The 19,151-nt window shown below is 69.1% G+C and carries 12 protein-coding genes; 9 read left to right on the top strand and 3 right to left on the bottom strand.

Annotated features, from left to right (window positions below):
- Positions 1-143: 143 nt before the first annotated feature.
- Both ACFUJY_RS02670 and ACFUJY_RS02665 read left to right on the top strand, forming a co-directional pair.
- Complete coding sequence (locus ACFUJY_RS02670) at positions 144-1,262, top strand: lipid II:glycine glycyltransferase FemX (protein WP_383293375.1); 1,119 nt, start codon at positions 144-146, stop codon at positions 1,260-1,262.
- Between the two features lie 106 nt (positions 1,263-1,368).
- The gene (locus ACFUJY_RS02665) at positions 1,369-2,400 is read left to right on the top strand and encodes an alanine racemase (RefSeq protein WP_361028417.1); all 1,032 of its coding nucleotides are present in this window, start codon (positions 1,369-1,371) and stop codon (positions 2,398-2,400) included.
- Positions 2,401-2,419: 19 nt separating this feature from the next.
- On the opposite strand, the gene ACFUJY_RS02660 is transcribed toward ACFUJY_RS02665, so the two are convergent.
- On the bottom strand, positions 2,420-3,922 hold the full coding sequence (locus tag ACFUJY_RS02660; protein WP_383293371.1) for a glycosyltransferase family 87 protein: 1,503 nt from the start codon (positions 3,920-3,922) through the stop codon (positions 2,420-2,422).
- A gap of 134 nt (positions 3,923-4,056) precedes the next feature.
- Positions 4,057-6,825 carry a transglycosylase domain-containing protein gene (locus tag ACFUJY_RS02655; RefSeq protein WP_383293369.1) on the bottom strand — a complete coding sequence of 923 codons (2,769 nt, stop codon included), beginning with the start codon at positions 6,823-6,825 and terminating at the stop codon, positions 4,057-4,059.
- Positions 6,826-7,212: 387 nt separating this feature from the next.
- On the opposite strand from ACFUJY_RS02655, the gene ACFUJY_RS02650 reads away from it, so the two are divergent.
- From ACFUJY_RS02650 to ACFUJY_RS02635, 4 genes are all read left to right on the top strand, one after another.
- On the top strand, positions 7,213-7,917 hold the full coding sequence (locus tag ACFUJY_RS02650) for a helix-turn-helix transcriptional regulator (RefSeq protein WP_383293367.1): 705 nt from the start codon (positions 7,213-7,215) through the stop codon (positions 7,915-7,917).
- A 62-nt stretch (positions 7,918-7,979) separates the two neighbouring features.
- On the top strand, positions 7,980-9,062 hold the full coding sequence (locus tag ACFUJY_RS02645; RefSeq protein WP_383293364.1) for an inositol-3-phosphate synthase: 1,083 nt from the start codon (positions 7,980-7,982) through the stop codon (positions 9,060-9,062).
- A gap of 114 nt (positions 9,063-9,176) precedes the next feature.
- Positions 9,177-10,442, top strand: coding sequence for an MFS transporter (locus tag ACFUJY_RS02640; RefSeq protein WP_383293361.1), 1,266 nt, complete (start codon positions 9,177-9,179; stop codon positions 10,440-10,442).
- Positions 10,443-10,486: 44 nt separating this feature from the next.
- Complete coding sequence (locus tag ACFUJY_RS02635) at positions 10,487-11,044, top strand: hypothetical protein (protein WP_383293359.1); 558 nt, start codon at positions 10,487-10,489, stop codon at positions 11,042-11,044.
- Between the two features lie 123 nt (positions 11,045-11,167).
- On the opposite strand, the gene ACFUJY_RS02630 is transcribed toward ACFUJY_RS02635, so the two are convergent.
- The gene (locus ACFUJY_RS02630) at positions 11,168-12,610 is read right to left on the bottom strand and encodes a CCA tRNA nucleotidyltransferase (RefSeq protein ID WP_383293356.1); all 1,443 of its coding nucleotides are present in this window, start codon (positions 12,608-12,610) and stop codon (positions 11,168-11,170) included.
- 181 nt (positions 12,611-12,791) lie between these two features.
- On the opposite strand from ACFUJY_RS02630, the gene ACFUJY_RS02625 reads away from it, so the two are divergent.
- The 3 genes from ACFUJY_RS02625 (at position 12,792) to ACFUJY_RS02615 (ending at position 19,129) form a co-directional block, all read left to right on the top strand.
- Entirely contained in the window at positions 12,792-15,089 is a 2,298-nt protein-coding gene (locus ACFUJY_RS02625; RefSeq protein WP_383293353.1) for a DUF6049 family protein, read from the top strand.
- 49 nt (positions 15,090-15,138) lie between these two features.
- Positions 15,139-17,295: a murein biosynthesis integral membrane protein MurJ gene (murJ, locus tag ACFUJY_RS02620; RefSeq protein WP_383293350.1), complete on the top strand. Its 2,157-nt coding sequence runs from the start codon at positions 15,139-15,141 to the stop codon at positions 17,293-17,295.
- A 133-nt stretch (positions 17,296-17,428) separates the two neighbouring features.
- Positions 17,429-19,129 carry a protein kinase family protein gene (locus ACFUJY_RS02615; protein WP_383293348.1) on the top strand — a complete coding sequence of 567 codons (1,701 nt, stop codon included), beginning with the start codon at positions 17,429-17,431 and terminating at the stop codon, positions 19,127-19,129.
- The last annotated feature ends 22 nt before the right edge of the window (positions 19,130-19,151 follow it).

The following is a 19,151-nucleotide window of genomic DNA, read 5'->3' as shown; positions in this document are numbered from 1 at the left end:
GCGGCCCCGTCACCGGACGGGGCCGCCCTCGCACGCGTACAGGTACACGGGGCCAGACCGCTCGCTCCACGGCCACAGTAGGCTTCGGCGCGAGAGCCGGAGCCCCTGACCGATGGGGACACACCTGCCGAGGAGCGCCCCGCATGAGCCTGACCCTGAGGACCATCAGCCGAGAGCAGCATCTGGCCTACATCCAGAGTCTGCCCGCGGCCAGCCACATGCAGGTCCCGGCATGGGCGGACGTGAAGGCCGAATGGCGCTCCGAGAGCCTGGGCTGGTTCGACAAGACCGGTCAGCTCGTCGGCGCCGGTCTGGTGCTCTACCGGCAGCTTCCCAAGATCAAGCGCTACCTGGCGTACCTCCCCGAGGGCCCGGTCATCAACTGGTACGCCCCGAATCTGAGCGACTGGCTGCAGCCGATGCTGGCCCACCTCAAGCAGCAGGGCGCCTTCTCGGTGAAGATGGGCCCGCCGGTGATCATCCGCCGCTGGGACGCAGCGGCCATCAAGGCCGGCATCCAGGACCCGGACGTGAAGCGCCTGCGGGACGTCGAGGCCACGCACATCGAGCCGCGCGCCTTCGAGGTCGCCGACCGGCTGCGGAAGATGGGGTGGCAGCAGGGCGAGGACGGCGGCGCCGGCTTCGGTGACGTACAGCCCCGCTACGTCTTCCAGGTGCCGCTGGCGAACCGCTCGCTGGAGGACGTCCACAAGGGCTTCAACCAGCTCTGGCGACGCAACATCAAGAAGGCCGAGAAGGCCGGCGTCGAGGTCGTCCAGGGCAGTTACGCGGAGCTCTCCGAGTGGCAGCGGCTGTACGAGATCACCGCGGAGCGCGACCGCTTCCGGCCGCGCCCGCTCGGCTACTTCCAGCGCATGTGGACGGCCCTCAACAGCGAGGACCCCAACCGGATGCGGCTCTACTTCGCCCGTCACGAGGGCGAGAACGTCGCGGCGGCGACCATGCTGATCGTCGGCGGGCACGTCTGGTACTCGTACGGCGCCTCGGCCAACCACAAGCGTGAGGTGCGCCCCTCGAACGCGATGCAGTGGCGGATGCTGCGCGACGCGTACGCCATGGGCGCGACCGTCTACGACCTGCGCGGCATCTCCGACTCGCTGGACGAGACCGACCACCTCTTCGGCCTGATCCAGTTCAAGGTCGGCACCGGCGGCCAGGCGGCGGAGTACCTCGGCGAGTGGGACTTCCCGCTCAACAAGCTGCTGCACAAGGCGCTCGACATCTACATGTCACGCCGCTGATCCGAGCCCCACAGCTGACGAAACCGGCTCCATTGGTTTCAATGGGGCCTGAACACGCTTCTCCTCCCTGATCCACCGCAGCCACCAGAAGGGTTCCGGACCGGCCATGGCGCTCTCCCTGTACGTCGACACCGCGCGCTGGCGGGCGCACCAGAAATCCGTTATCGACCAGTTCCCCGGCATCGTGCCGGTCTGCAAGGGCAACGGGTACGGCTTCGGCCACGAGCGGCTGGCCGACGAGGCCATCCGTTTCGGCTCCGACATCCTCGCGGTCGGCACCACGTACGAGGCGGCCCGCATCAAGGACTGGTTCAGCGGTGACCTGCTGGTCCTCACGCCGTTCCGGCGCGGTGAGGAACCGGTGCCGCTGCCCGACCGCGTCGTACGGTCCGTGTCCTCCGTCGACGGGGTGCACGCCCTGGTGGGCGCCCGGGTCGTCATCGAGTGCATGAGCTCGATGAAGCGCCACGGCGTCAAGGAGGAGGAGCTCGGGCAGCTGCACGCGGCCATCGAGGACGTACGACTCGAAGGCTTCGCCCTCCACCTGCCGCTGGACCGCACGGACGGGTCGGACGCGGTCGAAGAGGTCATCGCGTGGATGGACCGCCTGCGGGCCGCCCGGCTGCCGCTGCACACGATGTTCGTCAGCCACCTGCGCGCCGACGAGCTCGCCCGGCTGCAGCAGCAGTTCCCGCAGACCCGGTTCCGCGCCCGCATCGGCACCCGGCTCTGGCTCGGGGACCACGAGGCGACCGAGTACCGGGGCGCCGTGCTCGACGTCACCCGGGTCGCCAAGGGCGACCGGTTCGGCTACCGGCAACAGAAGGCCGCGTCCGACGGCTGGCTGGTCGTCGTCGCCGGAGGCACCTCGCACGGTGTGGGCCTGGAGGCCCCGAAGGCCCTGCACGGCGTGATGCCGCGGGCCAAGGGCGTCGCCCGGGCCGGCCTGGCCACCGTGAACCGCAACCTGTCCCCGTTCGTCTGGGCGGGCAAGCAGCGCTGGTTCGCCGAACCGCCGCACATGCAGGTGTCGATCCTGTTCGTGCCCTCGGACGCCGAGGAGCCCCGGGTGGGCGACGAACTGGTGGCCCACCTGCGCCACACGACCACGCAGTACGACCGCATCGTCGAACGCTGAGTCCGCGCGCCCGCCCCGCTCAGTCGGCGGCGGGCGTGCCGGCCGTGCCCCACTCCACCCGCGGTCCGGACGCGGCGGGCAGCTTCTCCCGGCGGGCGGTACCCGTCTCGACCAGCCGGGACAGCACGAACACGTCCTCGGCCCCGTCGAGCACCCCGCCCGACGGATCGTCCGAGCCGTCCCGCCGCACCCCGTCGCGTTCCGGCGTCACGATGTCCCGCACGACGACGGCGCACAGGTACAGCGTGCCCAGCAGGTGCAGCACGATCGCCAGCTGATAGCCCTCCGTCGGCAGCCCCTGGTGCTTGTCGCCGCTCGTCGTGTAGGCGAGGTACAACCAGATCCCCAGGAAGTAGAGGACCTCGCACGTCTGCCAGATCAGGAAGTCCCGCCAGCGGGGCCTGGCCAGCGCGGCGAGCGGGATCAGCCACAGGACGTACTGCGGTGAGTAGACCTTGTTGACGAGGATGAACACCGCGACGACGAGGAACGCGAGCTGGGCGAACCGCGGCCGGCGCGGGGCCGTCAGCGTCAGGACGCCGATCGCGGCACACAGGGCGATGGTGGTCACCGTCGATACGGTGTTGACGGTGCCGACGTCGATGGGCTCACCGGTGCGCTGCGTGATGACCAGCCAGAACGAGCCGAAGTCGATGCCGCGTTCCTCACTGAAGGTGTAGAACTTCTTCCACCCCTCGGGCGCGAAGATCATGACCGGCAGATTGACCACCAGCCAGGAGCCCGCCGCGCCCAGCACCGCCGCTCCGAACTCACGCCACTTCCCCGCCCGCCAGCACAGGACGAACGCGGGCCCCAGCAGCAGGACGGGATAGAGCTTCGCGGCCGTCGCCAGGCCGATGAGGATGCCGAACGCCAGCGGGCGGCTCCGGGACCACATGAGCATCGCCCCGGCGGTGAGGGCCACGGCCAGCAAATCCCAGTTGATCGTGGCGGTGAGCGCGAAGGCGGGTGCGAGCGCCATCAGCAGGCCGTCCCAGGGGCGCCGCCGGTGCGTGCGGGCGACGCAGACGGCGATCACGGCGGTGCAGATCATCAGCATCCCCGCGTTGACCAGCCAGTACGCCTGCTCCTGCTCCTGGATGGAACCGCCCGGCGTCAGCCACGCCGCGACCTGCATGAACACGCCGGTGAGCACCGGGTACTCCAGGAACTGCATGTCCCCGGGCAGCCGGTCGAAGTACGGCACCAGCCCGTCGGCGAAGCCGCGTCCCGAGTACAGGTGCGGGATGTCCGAGTAGCACGCGTGCGTGTACTGGGAGCCGGCGCCCCTGAACCACGCCCAGTTGTAGCAGGGCAGCTTCTGCACCATGCCGAGCGCGAACATCCCGATGGCCACCAGGGCGATCGCCCCCACCGGGGTGAGCGCGGCGCTGCCGAGCCGCGACCAGCGCCCCGACCTCCCGCCGATCAGCTCGCTCCCGGCAGCCGCGACCTCGTCCCGGTACGTGGGCCGGACGAGGGGCTGTTCCTGGTGCACGCTCGTGTCCTCTGCGCTTGGCATGCCGCACATCCTGCCGTACGGCGCTGTGGAACGGGCGAGGGCCGCCGCACCGGGGTGCCGCGGCCCTCATCTCCTGTCCGGACCGCCTCGCGCCCGGCTCTGCACCGGGCGCGAGGCGCACTGCGTACCGGGCTCTACCCGGCCGTGCCACCCCACCAGCCGTTGTTCCCGGTGCTGTTGTTCCCGGTGCTGTTGGAGTTGCCGCCGGTGGCGCCGCTGTCGGTACCGCCGGTGGTGGTGCCACCGTCCGTACCGTCGTCTCCGCCGGTCGTACCGGTGGAGGTGCCGGTGTCCGTGCCTCCGTCGTTGCCCTGGCTCGTGCCCGTGTCCGTACCGCCGTCGTTGCCCTGAACGGTGCCCGCGTTGGCGCCGCCGTTGTTGTTCTGGCAGTTCCAGTCCCACGTCCCGCAGGTGTCGCTCGGGTCGGGGGTCGGGACGTCGGGCGTGGGTGTGGGCGTCGGCGTCGGCTTCGTCGTCTCGGTCTCGGTCGGCGTGGGCGTGGGTGTCGGCGAGGGCTTCTTGGACGCGCCGCCGCCGTAGACCTTGTCCCCGATCGGCTCCGCCTCGGGGAAGGGCACCGCCTTCTCGTTCTTCATGGCCTCGGCCATGTAGTCGTGCCAGACCTGTGCGGGGAAGGAGGCACCGTGGATCTTGTCCTTGCCACCGGTGCCGTACATCTTCTCGAACCCGCGGTTCTTGTTGTTCTCGTCGTCATCCAGCCGGTACATGCTGATCGCCGTCGACAGCTGCGGGGTGTAGCCGACGAACCACGCCGACAGGTTGTCGTCGGTCGTACCCGTCTTGCCCGCGACCTCGCGGCCCGGGAGCTGCGCGGACGTACCGGTCCCCTTCTCGACGACGTTCTTGAGCACGTCCGTGACGTTGTCGGCGATCGCGCTGTCGAAGGCGCTCTTGGTGACCACCTTGTGCTGGTACTCCGGCTTGCCCCGCTTCTCCACCTCGGTGACGGAGAACGGCTCTCGCTGCTGTCCCCGGGCCGCGAAGGTGGCGTAGGCGCCGGCCATGCGCGTCGTACTGGGCGAGGACGTACCGATCGAGAACGACGGCACGCTGGAGTCCGCCATGTACCGGTTGTCCTTCAGCCCGGCGGCGATGGCCGCCTGCTTCACCTTGTCCGTGCCGACGTCCATGCCCAGCTGCACGTAGGGGGAGTTGGCGGACCACTGCATGGCCTCACGCAAGGTGATGTTGCCGTACGACTCGTGGTCGTCGTTGGTCTGCAGCCACTCCTTCCCGGCCTTGTCGGTCCAGACGTCGCCGTTGTACTTCCGGATCTTCAGCTTGTTGGCGCCGTTGTAGATGCTGAGCGGAGAGACCTTCGTACGCTGTGACTCGTCCTGCTCCGGGCCGCCGGACGGGTCCCGCTTGCCGTACTCCATGGCGGCCGCCAGCACGAAGGGCTTGAAGGTCGAGCCGACCGCGGCGCCGGTGGGGTCGGCGTTGCTCTGGAAGTGCTTGGTCGCGTCCTCACCGCCGTAGATCGCCTGGATCGCGCCGGTCTTGGGGTCGACCGACGAACCACCGAACTGCACGTGGGTGTCGTACTTCGGACGCTTCTTGGGGTCGATGTTCTCCTTGTAGACCCGCTTGACGGCCCTGCTGAGCTGGTCGACCTTTTTCTTGTCGAAGGTCGTGTGGATCTCGTAGCCGCCCTGGTCGAGCATGTCCTTGGTGATGTCGGTCTTCTCGAAGATCTCGGCCTTGGCGGTGTTGACGAGGTAGCCGATCTGGCCGCCCAGCTGCGCGCTCCGCTTCGGCTTGTCGGGCATCGGGAACTCCGTGTACTTGTCCCGCTCCTTCTGCGACATCCGGCCGTCCTTCACCTCCTCGTCGAGAATCCACTTCCAGCGCTTCGTCACCCGGGCGAGGTTCTTCTCCGCGGTCGCCTGCACGGGGTCGACCTCCGGCGCGCCGGCCGGGTCGTAGTAGCTGGCGCCCTTGAGGAGGCTGGCCAGGAAGGCGCACTGGCTCGGGTCCAGGTCCTTGGCGTCCTTGCCGTAGTACGTACGGGCCGCGGCCTGGATGCCGGAGGCGCCGCGCCCGTAGTACGAGACGTTCAGGTACCCGGCCATGACGTCCTTCTTCTTCATCTCGCTGCCGACCTTGAGCGTGATGAAGAGTTCCTCGAACTTGCGGCTCAGGGTCTGTTCCTGCGACAGCCGCGAGTTCTTGACGTACTGCTGGGTGATCGTCGAGCCGCCCTGGGTCTCACCGCCCTTGGCCATGTTGAAGACGGCGCGGGCGATACCCATGGGGTCGATGCCGTGGTCACTCTCGAAGGACTTGTTCTCGGCGGAGATGACGGCGTTGCGCATCGCCTCGGGGATCTGCGCGTAGTCGATGACCTGCCGGTTGACCTCACCGCCGGTGGCCACCATCTGGGTGCCGTCGCTCCAGAAGTAGACGTTGTTCTCCGCCTTGGCGGCGGCCTGGATCTCCGGCTTCGCGACCATCGCGTACGCGAGCCCGGCGAGGCCCATCAGCAAGCCGAGGAAGCCGATGCACAGGCTGGACACCAGCTTCCACGACGGAACCCAGCGGCGGAGGCCCTGGCGGCCTGCGCGTGGGTAGTCGATGAACCGCTTCTTGGCCGGGCGCCGGCCACCGCGCCCGCGGCCCTCGTGCCCGTCGTCCCCGCCGCCGCGGCGCCGTCCGCCGCCGCCGTCGGAACCTCCCCGCCCTCCGCCGCCGCGCTGGGCCGCCCGTCTGGCGGCTGCACGACCTGCGTACGGGGCCTCCTCGCTGTGCGAGTCGGAAGGTGAGTCTGAAGTTACTCCGCGTGACGGTGCTGCGCGGCGTCCGGAGGACTGCTGGGCGGCTCGTCGGGCCGCGGCACGTCCGCCACCTTGCGGTTGCGACGTTTTGCGACGGTGCTCGCTCATCGAACGACTACTCCTCGGGCAGGCGAGAGCGCCTGGAAGCGGCAGGTGAGATCCGGTCCCCCGAATGACGGGCCAGCCCGGCGACAGGCTCGCCCGCAGTGCATCCGGATGGCCCGCGAGCACTGACGCACGCGCGCGTCTCGCGGTTCCCGGTGGTCTGCATGCCGCACAGACTACGCACGGTCAAAACCCTCCTGGGACCGAACTTCACCTCAAATAACGCAAGTCGGTTCCTACGAATTGTCGATGTGACGCCGCTCACTGAGGCTCCCCTTGTCGGCATCGCCGGTCCGATCTATCGTGCTGATGTATCGAGTCGATACATCAGCTCGGTACATCGACCCGCTACAAGGGACCGCGAGAGCACTCGGAGAAGGAGGGGCGAGGTTGAGCAGACGTTCCGGCATCCTCGAGTTCGCCGTCCTCGGACTGCTCCGCGAATCCCCGATGCACGGCTATGAGCTGCGCAAACGCCTCAACACCTCGTTGGGCATCTTCCGTGCCTTCAGTTACGGAACGCTCTACCCCTGCCTGAAGACGCTGGTCGCCAACGGCTGGTTGATCGAGGAACCGGGGACCGCTCCGGCGGAAGGGGCACCCGGCTCCGGCCGGCCCGTCGCTCCCGCCTCGTCCCTGGCGGGGCGCCGCGCCAAGATCGTCTACCGATTGACGGCGGAAGGTAAGGAGCACTTCGAGGAGCTGCTCTCGCACACCGGCCCCGACTCCTGGGAGGACGAGCACTTCGCGGCTCGCTTCGCCTTCTTCGGACAGACGGAGCACGAGGTGCGGATGCGGGTGCTGGAAGGGCGCCGCAGCCGGCTGGAAGAGCGCTTGGAGAAGATGAGCGCCTCTTTGGCCCGCACCCGTGAGCGCCTCGACGACTACACACTTGAGCTGCAGCGACACGGCATGGAGTCCGTGGAGCGCGAAGTGCGCTGGCTGAACGAGCTCATCGAGAGCGAGCGGTCGGGACGGGATCAGCGACGATCCTCGCCCGAGAGCTCAGCTCAGCAGAAGACCGCGGGAGAGCCTGACGGCCTGCCCCGGCGGGGAGACAACCCGCCGGATCCGTCCGGCGACACCGCCAAGTGAGTTCACCGCAGATCCGCGGCGAGCTCATCAGAAACATCCATTACACACAGGGAGCAACCGGAATGGGTTCGGTTCGCGTAGCCATCGTCGGCGTGGGCAACTGCGCCGCCTCGCTGGTCCAGGGCGTCGAGTACTACAAGGACGCCGATCCGGCCGGCAAGGTGCCCGGTCTGATGCACGTCCAGTTCGGCGAGTACCACGTGCGGGACGTCGAGTTCGTCGCCGCCTTCGACGTCGACGCGAAGAAGGTCGGCCTGGACCTCTCGGACGCCATCGGCGCGAGCGAGAACAACACCATCAAGCTCTGCGACGTGCCGAGCACCGGTGTCACCGTCCAGCGCGGCCACACCCACGACGGCCTGGGCAAGTACTACCGCCAGACCATCGAGGAGTCGGCCGAGGCCCCGGTCGACATCGTCCAGATCCTCAAGGACCGCAAGGTCGACGTCCTGGTCTGCTACCTCCCGGTGGGTTCCGAGGTGGCCGCGAAGTTCTACGCCCAGTGCGCCATCGACGCCAAGGTCGCGTTCGTCAACGCTCTTCCGGTCTTCATCGCCGGTACCAAGGAGTGGGCGGACAAGTTCACCGAGGCCGGTGTCCCGATCGTCGGCGACGACATCAAGTCGCAGGTCGGCGCCACCATCACGCACCGCGTGATGGCGAAGCTCTTCGAGGACCGGGGCGTCATCCTGGACCGCACGATGCAGCTGAACGTCGGCGGCAACATGGACTTCAAGAACATGCTCGAGCGTGAGCGCCTGGAGTCCAAGAAGATCTCCAAGACGCAGGCCGTCACCTCGCAGATCCGTGACCGCGAGCTGGGCGAGAACAACGTCCACATCGGTCCCTCGGACTACGTGGCCTGGCTGGACGACCGCAAGTGGGCGTACGTGCGCCTTGAGGGCCGCGCCTTCGGTGATGTCCCGCTGAACCTGGAGTACAAGCTGGAGGTCTGGGACTCCCCGAACTCCGCCGGTGTCATCATCGACGCCCTCCGCGCCGCGAAGATCGCCAAGGACCGCGGCATCGGTGGCCCGATCCTCTCGGCTTCCTCGTACTTCATGAAGTCCCCGCCGGTCCAGTACTTCGACGACGAGGCCCGCGAGAACGTCGAGAAGTTCATCCGCGGTGAGGTCTCCAACTGACTCCCGTGAGTCAGCCGCGCAGGTGAGGAGCGGCAACGCTTCTCGGCTGCCGCGCCGTTGAGGGCCCCCAGGCAATCCCCCCGGGGGCCCTCGTCGTGTGTGACCCTTGCTCCCATGCCCGTCGCGCGCGACCTGCGCATACTTCTCCGTCTCCCGGACTTCCGCCGCCTGCTGGCCGTGCGGGTCCTGTCCCAGTCGGCCGACGGGGTCTATCAGGTGGCGCTGGCCACGCATGTGGTCTTCGCACCGGAGAAGCAGGCGTCCGCCGGGGCGATCGCCTCCGCCATGGCCGTGCTCCTGCTCCCCTACTCGCTCGTCGGGCCCTTCGCCGGGGTGCTGCTGGACCGCTGGCCCCGGCGCAAGGTCTTCGTCTACGGCAACCTGCTGCGCTCCGGGCTCGCCTGCTGCACCTCCCTCCTGCTCATCGGCGCGGCTCCCGCGTGGCTCTTCTACGCCTCCGCGCTGTGCGTCACCGCGGTCAACCGCTTCGTCCTCGCCGGTCTCTCCGCCGTCCTGCCGCGCGTGGTCGAGCGGAAGCATCTGGTGCTCGCCAACTCACTGTCGCCGACCGCAGGCACTCTCGCCGCCACGGCGGGCGGCGGACTGGCCTTCGTGGTGCGGCTGCTGGCGGCTTCGGACTCCGCCGTGGTGTTGTTCGGGGCGGCGCTCTACCTCGCTTCGGCGCTGGCGGCGCTGAGCCTGGCGGCGGGGCTCCTCGGGCCGGACCGCGGCACCGGGCGCATGTCGCTGCGGGCGGCGCTGGCCACTGCGGCCGGCGGACTCCTCGCCGGACTGCGGCACTTGCTGGAACACCGGACCGCGTCCCGCGCACTGGCGGCGATGACGGTGATCCGGCTCTGCTACGGGGCGCTGACCGTCATGGTCCTGATGCTCTGCCGGTACGCCTGGACGGACAGCGAGGACGACGGTCTCGCCCTCCTCGGGCTGGCGGTGGTCGTGTCCGGTGCCGGGTTCTTCGCGGCGGCCGTGCTGACCCCGTGGGCCGCGGGACGGCTCGGGCGGCTCCGTTGGATGGTGGTGTGCGCGGGCACCGCCGCGGTCCTCGAACCGGCCCTGGGGCTGTGGTTCGCTCCGGCGCCGATGCTCGTCGCCGCGTTCGTCCTCGGACTCGTCACCCAGGGGGCGAAGATCGCCACGGACACCGTGGTGCAGACCGCCGTGGACGACGCCTACCGGGGCAGGGCCTTCTCGTTCTACGACGTGCTGTTCAACGTGGCCTTCGTCGCCGCGGCAGCGGTCGCCGCGCTGATGCTCCCGCCGGACGGGCGGTCGGCGGTGCTGGTGATCGGTGTGGCGGCACTCTACGCAAGTTCTGCCCTGTGCCTCGCGCATTGGAGTCGGGGCGGTGATGTCCTATAGCGTGCCCGCGTCAAACAAGACGCACGAATCACGGGGGCATTCAGATGACTTACCCGCCGCAGCAGGGCAGCGGTCCCTACGGTCAGCAGCCGGCTCAGCCCTACCCGCCGCAGCAGGGCGGATACGGCTACCCGCCGCAACAGCCCCAGCAGGGGTGGGGCGCCCCTCAGCAGCCGCAGGGCTGGGGAGGCCCCCAGCAACCGCAGCAGCCCCAGGGGTGGGGCACTCCTCCCCAGGGGCCTTCGCAGCCCTCCGGCGGCAAGAAGCTCCTCGCCACGCGCAACATCATCCTCATCGTCGTGGGCCTCGTCGTCCTCGGCGTGCTGAAGTTCGGCCTGGGCGACATGTTCGAGTCCGACGCCAAGGCCGCTTCGGTCGGGGACTGCCTGGAGAACAAGGGCACCAACTTCGACCCCGACATGCAGTCCGTCGACTGCGGCTCGTCCACCGCCGAGTACAAGGTCGCCGAGGTGCACGACAACACGACCGACACGGATCTCTGCGATGCGGAGAAGTACTCCGCCTACACCGAGAGCTCGGGACGTCGTAAGAGCCGGAACAGCGTGGTGCTCTGCCTGACACCGCTCAAGGCGACCAACTGAGCCTGCGCAGCACTCAGAACACCGACCGAGGGCGTTGTTTCACGTGAAACAACGCCCTCGGCGTATGCGTCGGCGCTCATGTTTCACGTGAAACATGAGCGCCGGCGAACGGGACCCAGAGCGTCAGCTCTGCGCCTCCCACCACTTCTTCAGTTCCGCGACTGCCGCATCGTGCTCCAGCGGACCGTTCTCCAGACGCAGCTCCAGCAGGAAGGCGTACGCCTTACCGATGACCGGGCCCGGCCCCACGTCCAGGATCTGCATGATCTCGTTGCCGTCCAGATCCGGCCGGATCGCGTCCAGCTCCTCCTGGCTCTTCAGCTGGGCGATGCGCTCCTCAAGGCCGTCGTAGGTACGCGAGAGAGCGGCAGCCTTGCGCTTGTTCCGTGTGGTGCAGTCCGACCGCGTCAGCTTGTGCAGCCGATCCAGCAGCGGGCCGGCATCCCGTACGTAGCGACGCACCGCTGAGTCGGTCCACTCGCCATCGCCGTAGCCATGGAAGCGCAGGTGCAGCTCCACCAGCTTCGAGACGTCCTTCACCATCTCGTTGGAGTACTTCAGCGCCGTCATGCGTTTCTTGGTCATCTTGGCGCCCACCACCTCGTGGTGGTGGAAGGAGACCCGCCCGTCCTTCTCGAAGCGCCGCGTCCTCGGCTTGCCGATGTCATGAAGGAGAGCGGCAAGACGCAGAACGAGGTCGGGCCCCTCCTCCTCCAGGCCGATCGCCTGCTCCAGGACGGTCAGGGAGTGCTCGTACACGTCCTTGTGCCGATGGTGCTCGTCACTCTCCAGCCGGAGGGCCGGCAGCTCGGGCAGGACCTGCTGAGCCAGCCCCGTTTCCACGAGGAGGGACAGACCCTTCCGGGGATGCGCGGAGAGCAGGAGCTTGTTCAGCTCCTCCCGCACACGCTCGGCGGAGACGATCTCGATCCGGCCCGCCATCTCCGTCATGGCGGCGACGACCTCGGGGGCCACATCGAAGTCGAGCTGCGCGGCGAACCGTGCCGCCCGCAGCATGCGCAGCGGATCATCGGAGAACGACGCCTCGGGCGTTCCCGGCGTACGCAGGACCCGCTCGGCCAGGTCCTTCCGGCCGTCGTGGGGATCGATGAAGTCCTTCCCCGGCAACGCGACGGCCATGGCGTTGACCGTGAAATCGCGCCGCACGAGGTCATCCTCGATGGAGTCCCCGTAGGACACCTCCGGCTTGCGTGAGGTCCTGTCGTAGGCCTCCGACCGGTACGTCGTGACCTCGATCTGGTAGCCGTGCTTCTGCGCTCCCACCGTGCCGAAGGCGATTCCGACCTCCCACACGGAGTCGGCCCACGGCCTGACGATCTTCAGCACGTCCTCGGGGCGTGCGTCGGTCGTGAAGTCCAGGTCGTTCCCGAGCCTGCCGAGAAGTGCGTCACGGACCGAGCCGCCGACCAGTGCGAGACTGAATCCGGCATCCTGGAATCGGCGGGCGAGATCGTCGGCGACCGGGGCGACCCGCAGCAGTTCACTGACTGCGCGGTGCTGCACCTGGGTCAGGGCGCTGGGGTTGTCTTCGTTGGCATTCGGCACAACAGAAAAGGGTACGTGCACGGACCGGTCCGGGCGTCACCCATTTCCCCGGCCCTGCGAGACTCTCCCGATCATGCAGCACACTCCCCGGCACTTAGCCCCGACGCACCTCGTTACCATGCGGGGACGCAGCAACGGACGACGATCAACAGCAGTTGACGATGACGAGGGACGGGTACGCGTGGCCGAGGCGGCAGACATCCAGGGGATGCATCCCTCTCCTGCCCGCCGGTGGCTGCGGCGCACAGCCGCCGTGCTCGCCGGGGCTCCGCTGATCGCCGCCCTGCTGGCCGGAGCCTCCGCCCCGCAGGCCCTGGCCGACGCTCCGGCCAAGGCGCCGACAGGTTCCAGCACGGTGTCGGTCTCCCTGGACGAGATCACGCCCAGCGCCCCGGAGAAGGGGGACACGCTGCGCATCTCCGGGACGCTGACCAACAAGGGCAAGGAGACGGTCACCGACGCCCAGGTCGACCTGCGGGTCGGCCCCCGTCTCTTCAGCAGGACCGCCATCGACACGGCTGCCCGGCGCACTGGCTACCTGCCCGGTACCGACCCCTATCCGATCGGGGGCAAGTACACGGTCGAGATCGACAAGCTGCGCTCGGGCATCAGCCAGGACTTCACACTGTCCGTTCCGGTCAGCAAGTTGCGCCTCGGGGACGACGGGGTCTACCAGCTCGGCGTCTCGCTGTCGGGGCGCACCTCGCACACCGTGTACGACCAGGTGCTCGGCATCAAGCGGACTTTCCTGCCCTGGCAGGACGGCGACCGCGACTCCAAGATCGGCATCAGCTACCTCTGGCCGCTGATCGCTTCCGCGCACCTCACGGCGGAGACCGGCTCGGACGAGCAGCAGACCCCGGTGTTCGCCGACGACGACCTCGCCGCGGAGATCGCACCGGGCGGCCGACTCGAACAGATGGTCTCCCTGGGCAGCCGGCTGCCCGTGACCTGGGTCATCGATCCGGATCTGCTGGCCAGCGTCGACGCGATGACCAAGCCCTACCGGGTCAAGTCCGGTGACACCACGGTGGCCGGGACGAACCAGGGCGTGGCCAAGAAGTGGCTGACCTCGCTGGAAGCGGCCGTGTCCGACGGCAAGGTCGTGGCCCTGCCCTTCGGCGACCCGGACCTGGCGTCGATCGCCCACCGCGGCAAGAACGTCTCCGGCACCCTCAGCCACCTACAGACCGCCAGTGAGGTCGCCGGGATGACGGTGGAGACGATCCTCCACCTGAAGCCGTCCACCGACTTCGCGTGGCCGGTCGACGGTGCGGTGGACCCCTCGATCGTGGATGTCGCCACCTCGGCCGGTGCCCACCATGTGATCGCCCGCAGCGACAGCCTCGACGAGACCGGGAACCTGGTCTACACGCCTTCCGCCGCCCGCCCGATCGGCGGCGGCACCACGGCGGTCGTCTCCGACGCAAGGCTCTCCACGGCCTTCCAGGGCGACATGGGCAACGCCGGCAACTCCACGCTCGCCGTGCAGAAGTTCCTCGCCCTGACCCTCGCCCTGGCCGAGCAGGACACGGACAAGGACCGGTCCGTCGTCGTGGCACCCCAGCGCACGCCGACGGTCGCCCAGGCGCAGTCGATGGCGCGCGCCATCGACGCACTGGACGACGACCGCTGGACGAAGGCCGAGGGCCTGGCCCAGGCGGCGGCGACCAAGCCGGACTCCGAGGCCACCACCGACGTGCCTCCGGCATCCCGGTATCCCAAGAAGCTGCGCCGCCAGGAGCTGCCGACGCAGGCGTTCCAGGACATCAAGTCCATCCAGTCCTCGCTCAACAACTTCCAGGTCATCCTCACCCACCCCGAGCGGGTGGTGACCCCCTTCGGTAACGCCGTCAACCGGTCCATGTCGACGTCGTGGCGGGGGAGGCCGCTGGAGGCCCAGCAGTACCGGGACTCGGTCCGCACCTATCTGCAAGGGCTCGTCGGCGAGGTCCAGCTCGTCCCGAAGTCGGACATCACCCTCTCCGGCCGCAGCGCCACGATCCCCGTGACCGTGCAGAACAGGCTGTTGCAGGACGTCGAGCACCTGGTGCTGCGGCTGAAGTCCGACAACGCGACCAGGCTCAAGCTGAACGACGGCGGCAGCATCGCGGAGCAGCCCATCCAGATCGGCGCCGGACACAGCCAGTCCGTGAAGTTCGACGCGGCGGCCAACATCAACGGCCAGGTCCAGATGACCGCGCAGCTCTACACGGAGGACGGGACCCCGTACGGCGAGGAGATGGCCTTCACCGTGAAGGTCTCCGAGATCACCCCGACGGTGCTTCTGGTCATCGCCGGCGGGCTCCTGCTGCTGGTCCTGGCGGGCATCAGGATGTATGCACATCGCAAGCGCGCCAACGCGGGCGGCGCGGCGGGCGACGACGGCGGTGAACCCGAGCAGCCGAGTGACCCGACGCCGGACACCGGTCCCGAAAGCGCGGAGCCGTCGGGCACGGGTGAGAAAGTGGACCGTTGAGCGATGTCTGTCGTGGCCGGTCGGCCGGGGACGATGAGGTGGGGTTTCGATGAACGCGCCGTACGACGGTGACCGCGGTCAGGGTACGGGCGGGGCCGGGTACTCCGGCGGCCCTCCGGTGCCCCCTGACCCGCAGCAGCAACCGGCGCCGGACCCGTATCTGCAGTCCGCGTACGACTACGACCCGTACCGGGCCCAGGATCTCTCGGCCCAGGACCCGGTGGACGAGGCGCTGTACGACCGTGCCGCGCATCCGCCGCCGCCTCCCGGCACCTACCAGCAGCCGCAGCCGCTCTACCAGCAGCCTCAGGCGCCCCAGTACGCCCCCGACCCCCGCATCTGGGCCCAGACGCCGCCGCCCGAGCCCGCCGGACCCTCGCGCCACCTCCCGTACGGCGACCATGCCGCGACGACCCAGTTCGTGGGCGTGGACGACCTCGTCACACAGGCTTCCGCGAACCGCGACGAGCCCGACGCCTTCGCCCACCTCTTCCGCGACCAGGAGGGCCCCGCGAACCCGGGCGCCTCTCCGGCACCGGCCCAGCCCGAGCCCGCCCCGGCGCCGGCCAAGTCCGGCGGCCGTGCCTCCAGCCTGCTGAAGTCCAGCGCGGTCATGGCGGCCGGAACGCTGGTCTCGCGGCTCACCGGCTTCGTCCGCAGCCTCGTGATCACCGCGGCGCTCGGCGCGGCCCTGCTCGGTGACAGCTTCACCATCGCGTACACACTGCCCACGATGATCTACATCCTCACCGTGGGCGGCGGCCTCAACTCCGTCTTCGTCCCCCAGCTCGTCCGCTCGATGAAGGACGACGAGGACGGTGGCGAGGCATACGCCAACCGGCTGCTGACCCTGGTGATGGTCGCCCTCGGCCTCATCGTCGCCGTGGTGGTCTTCGCGGCCCCCTGGCTGATTCGGCTGATGTCCTCGACGATCGCGGACGACCCGGCGGCCAACAACGTCGCGGTCACCTTCGCCCGCTACTGCCTGCCCACCATCTTCTTCATGGGTGTGCACGTCGTGATGGGCCAGATCCTCAACGCCCGCGGCAAGTTCGGCGCGATGATGTGGACCCCGGTCCTGAACAACATCGTCATGATCTTCACCTTCGGGATGTTCATCTGGGTCTACGGAACGTCCCACGAGTCCCACATGGGCGTGCAGACGATCCCGCCGGAGGGCGTACGGCTGCTCGGCATCGGCACCCTGCTCGGTCTGGTCGTGCAGGCGCTGGCCATGATCCCGTACCTGCGCGAGGCCGGCTTCCGCTTCCGTCCGCGGTTCGACTGGAAGGGCCACGGGCTGGGCAAGACGATAAAGCTCGCGAAGTGGACGGTGCTGTTCGTCTTCGCCAACCAGGCCGGTGTGCTGGTCGTCACCCAGCTCGCGACCTCGGCCGGCAAGGCGTCCGGGAAGAACGGCGCGGGCTTCCTCGCCTACTCCAACGCCCAGTTGATCTGGGGCATGCCGCAGGCGATCATCACCGTCTCGGTCATGGCCGCCCTGCTGCCCCGGATCTCCCGGGCCGCCCACGACAACGACCCCGGCGCCGTCCGCGACGACATCTCGCAGGGGCTCCGCAACTCCGCCGTGGCCATCGTCCCGGTCGCCTTCGCGTTCCTCGCCCTGGGCGTGCCGATGTGCACCCTGCTCTACTCGTCCAGCGGCCCCGAGGCCGCCCGCTCCATGGGATTCATCCTGATGGCCTTCGGCCTCGGCCTGATCCCCTACTCCGTGCAGTACGTGGTGCTGCGCGGGTTCTACGCGTACGAGGACACCCGCACGCCCTTCTACAACACCGTCATCGTCGCCCTGGTCAACGCGGCGGCCTCCGCTCTCTGCTACGTCGTGCTGCCCGCCCAGTGGGCCGTGGTCGGCATGGCCGGCTCGTACGGCCTGGCCTACGCCGTCGGCGTCGGGATCGCCTGGCGCCGGCTGCGCAACCGTCTGGGCGGCGACCTGGACGGTGCGCATGTGGTTCGGACCTACGCCAGGCTGTGCCTCGCCGCACTGCCCGCCACTGTGGTCGGCGGAGCGGTCGGCTTCGGCCTGCTGCGGGTGCTCGGGGAAGGCGCCTTCGGCTCGCTCGTCGCGCTGGTCTGCGGCGGTGCCCTGCTGCTGGGAGTGTTCTTCGTCGCGGCGAGGAAAATGCGGATCGAGGAGATCAACGGCATGGTCGGCATGGTCAGGGGGCGGCTCGGCCGCTGAGGCCGGCCGGCCCGCACAACCATCGCCGGTCTCCGCGTGTCGTGCATAGCGCCGGAGTGTGGGCACAATTGGCGTGACTGTGCAGAGCAGAGCTGGCTGGCATCGCGCAACGGATGGGGAGGCAGGAACGACGGTGGCGGAACGTAGCACGGCTGCCGTCGACGTGGCCGACAACAGCGGCGACAAGCCGCTGGCCGCCAAGGCGGACGAGGCCACGACCGACGGTACGGCAGAAGCGCAGGACGCGGCGGACACGGGCTCCCCGGAGGAGAACGGCGAGAAGGCCGCATCGAAGACCTTCCCGGCCACCCCGGATCTGCACAGCGGTCACAAGCTGGCCGGCCGGTACCGGCTGGAGGAGTGCGTCACCCGTCTGGACGGGTTCAGCAGCTGGCGTGCCGTCGACGAGAAGCTGCGTCGCGCGGTGGGGGTCCACCTCCTGCCCGCGGACCACCCGCGGGCACGCTCGGTCCTGGCCGCCGCCCGGTCCTCCGCGTTGCTGGGAGACCCACGCTTCGTGCAGGTCCTCGACGCCGTCGAGGAGGACGAACTCGTCTACGTCGTCCACGAATGGCTTCCCGACGCCACCGAGCTCACAGCCCTGCTGAGCGCGGGCCCGATGGACGCCCACGACGCCTACCAGCTCGTCAGCCAGCTCTCCCAGGCCATGGCGGCCGCGCACCGGGAGGGCCTGGCCCACCTGCGGCTCACGCCGGGGGCCGTGCTGCGCAGCTCGTCCGGTCAGTACCGCATCCGCGGCCTCGCGGTGAACGCGGCCCTGCGGGGCATCACCTCCGAGGGCCCCCAGCGCGCCGACACGGAGGCGATCGGGGCCCTGCTGTACGCCGCGCTGACCCAGCGCTGGCCGTACGAGAGCGATGCGTACGGACTCACCGGCCTGCCCAAGGGGATGGGACTGCTCCCGCCCGACCAGGTGCGGGCCGGAGTCCACCGGGGTCTCTCCGAGATCGCCATGCGGGCTCTCGCCAACGACGGTGCCACGGCCTCCCGCCAGGAGCAGCCGTGCACCACGCCCGACGAGCTCGCCAAGGCCGTGGCGGCCATGCCCCGCATCCCCCCGCCCGAGCCGGTCTTCACCGCACCGCCCGAGTACCAGCGGACCACCTACCAGCAGGGCACCTACGGCAGGTCGGCGGCAGCCGGTGCCGTCGTCACCCAGCCCGTCGTGCCCGTGCCCCCCGCACCCTTGCAGAGCCGTACCGGCAGGGCCCTGAAGTGGGCCGTGTCCGCGCTGCTGATCGCCGCCCTGGGCCTGGGCAGCTGGCAGCTCGCCGAGACGCTCATCGACCGGGACAACAACTCGGGCGGTGACCCCGGCACCACCCAGTCCAACCCGGAGAACAACGACGCCCCGCCGGTCGAGAAGAGCAAGCCCGTCCCGATCGTCACCGCCCAGGACTACGACCCGCTGGGCCCCGACGGCAGTGAGAAGCCGCAGAGCATAGGAAACGTCTACGACGACGACCCGAGCTCGTACTGGTACACCGACTGGTACGCGTCGACCGACTTCGGCAGGCTGAAGAAGGGCGTCGGCGTCGTCCTCGACCTCGGCAAGACACAGCGCGTCGGCAAGGTGGACGTGTCCTTCCTCGGTGGCACCACCTCGGCCGAGCTGCGGACCGCCGACGGCTCCACGGTGCCGACCGAGCCCACCGGATTCGACACGGTGGCCCAGGGCTCGGGGACCAAGGTGACGCTGAAGCCCGCCAAGCCCGTACAGGCACGGTTCCTGCTCGTCTGGCTCACCAAGCTCCCGCCCAGCGACGGGGGGCACTTCCGGGGGAAGGTCTCGGACATCAAGGTCACCAGCTGACGGCTCCGACAGAATGGGGCTG

Source organism: Streptomyces sp. NPDC057249 (assembly GCF_042669245.1).
Taxonomy (GTDB): Bacteria; Actinomycetota; Actinomycetes; order Streptomycetales; family Streptomycetaceae; genus Streptomyces.
The sequence above is the reverse complement of the archived record's forward strand: the minus strand, read 5'-3'. Positions and strand labels throughout refer to the sequence as shown.

Coding starts and splice junctions, on each gene's coding strand:
- ACFUJY_RS02635 (WP_383293359.1), top strand. CDS start 10,487: ATGACTTACCCGCCGCAGCAGGGCAGCGGTCCCTACGGTCAGCAGCCG.
- murJ (WP_383293350.1), top strand. CDS start 15,139: ATGAACGCGCCGTACGACGGTGACCGCGGTCAGGGTACGGGCGGGGCC.
- ACFUJY_RS02655 (WP_383293369.1), bottom strand. CDS start 6,825: ATGAGCGAGCACCGTCGCAAAACGTCGCAACCGCAAGGTGGCGGACGT.
- ACFUJY_RS02670 (WP_383293375.1), top strand. CDS start 144: ATGAGCCTGACCCTGAGGACCATCAGCCGAGAGCAGCATCTGGCCTAC.
- ACFUJY_RS02640 (WP_383293361.1), top strand. CDS start 9,177: ATGCCCGTCGCGCGCGACCTGCGCATACTTCTCCGTCTCCCGGACTTC.
- ACFUJY_RS02645 (WP_383293364.1), top strand. CDS start 7,980: ATGGGTTCGGTTCGCGTAGCCATCGTCGGCGTGGGCAACTGCGCCGCC.
- ACFUJY_RS02665 (WP_361028417.1), top strand. CDS start 1,369: ATGGCGCTCTCCCTGTACGTCGACACCGCGCGCTGGCGGGCGCACCAG.
- ACFUJY_RS02660 (WP_383293371.1), bottom strand. CDS start 3,922: ATGCCAAGCGCAGAGGACACGAGCGTGCACCAGGAACAGCCCCTCGTC.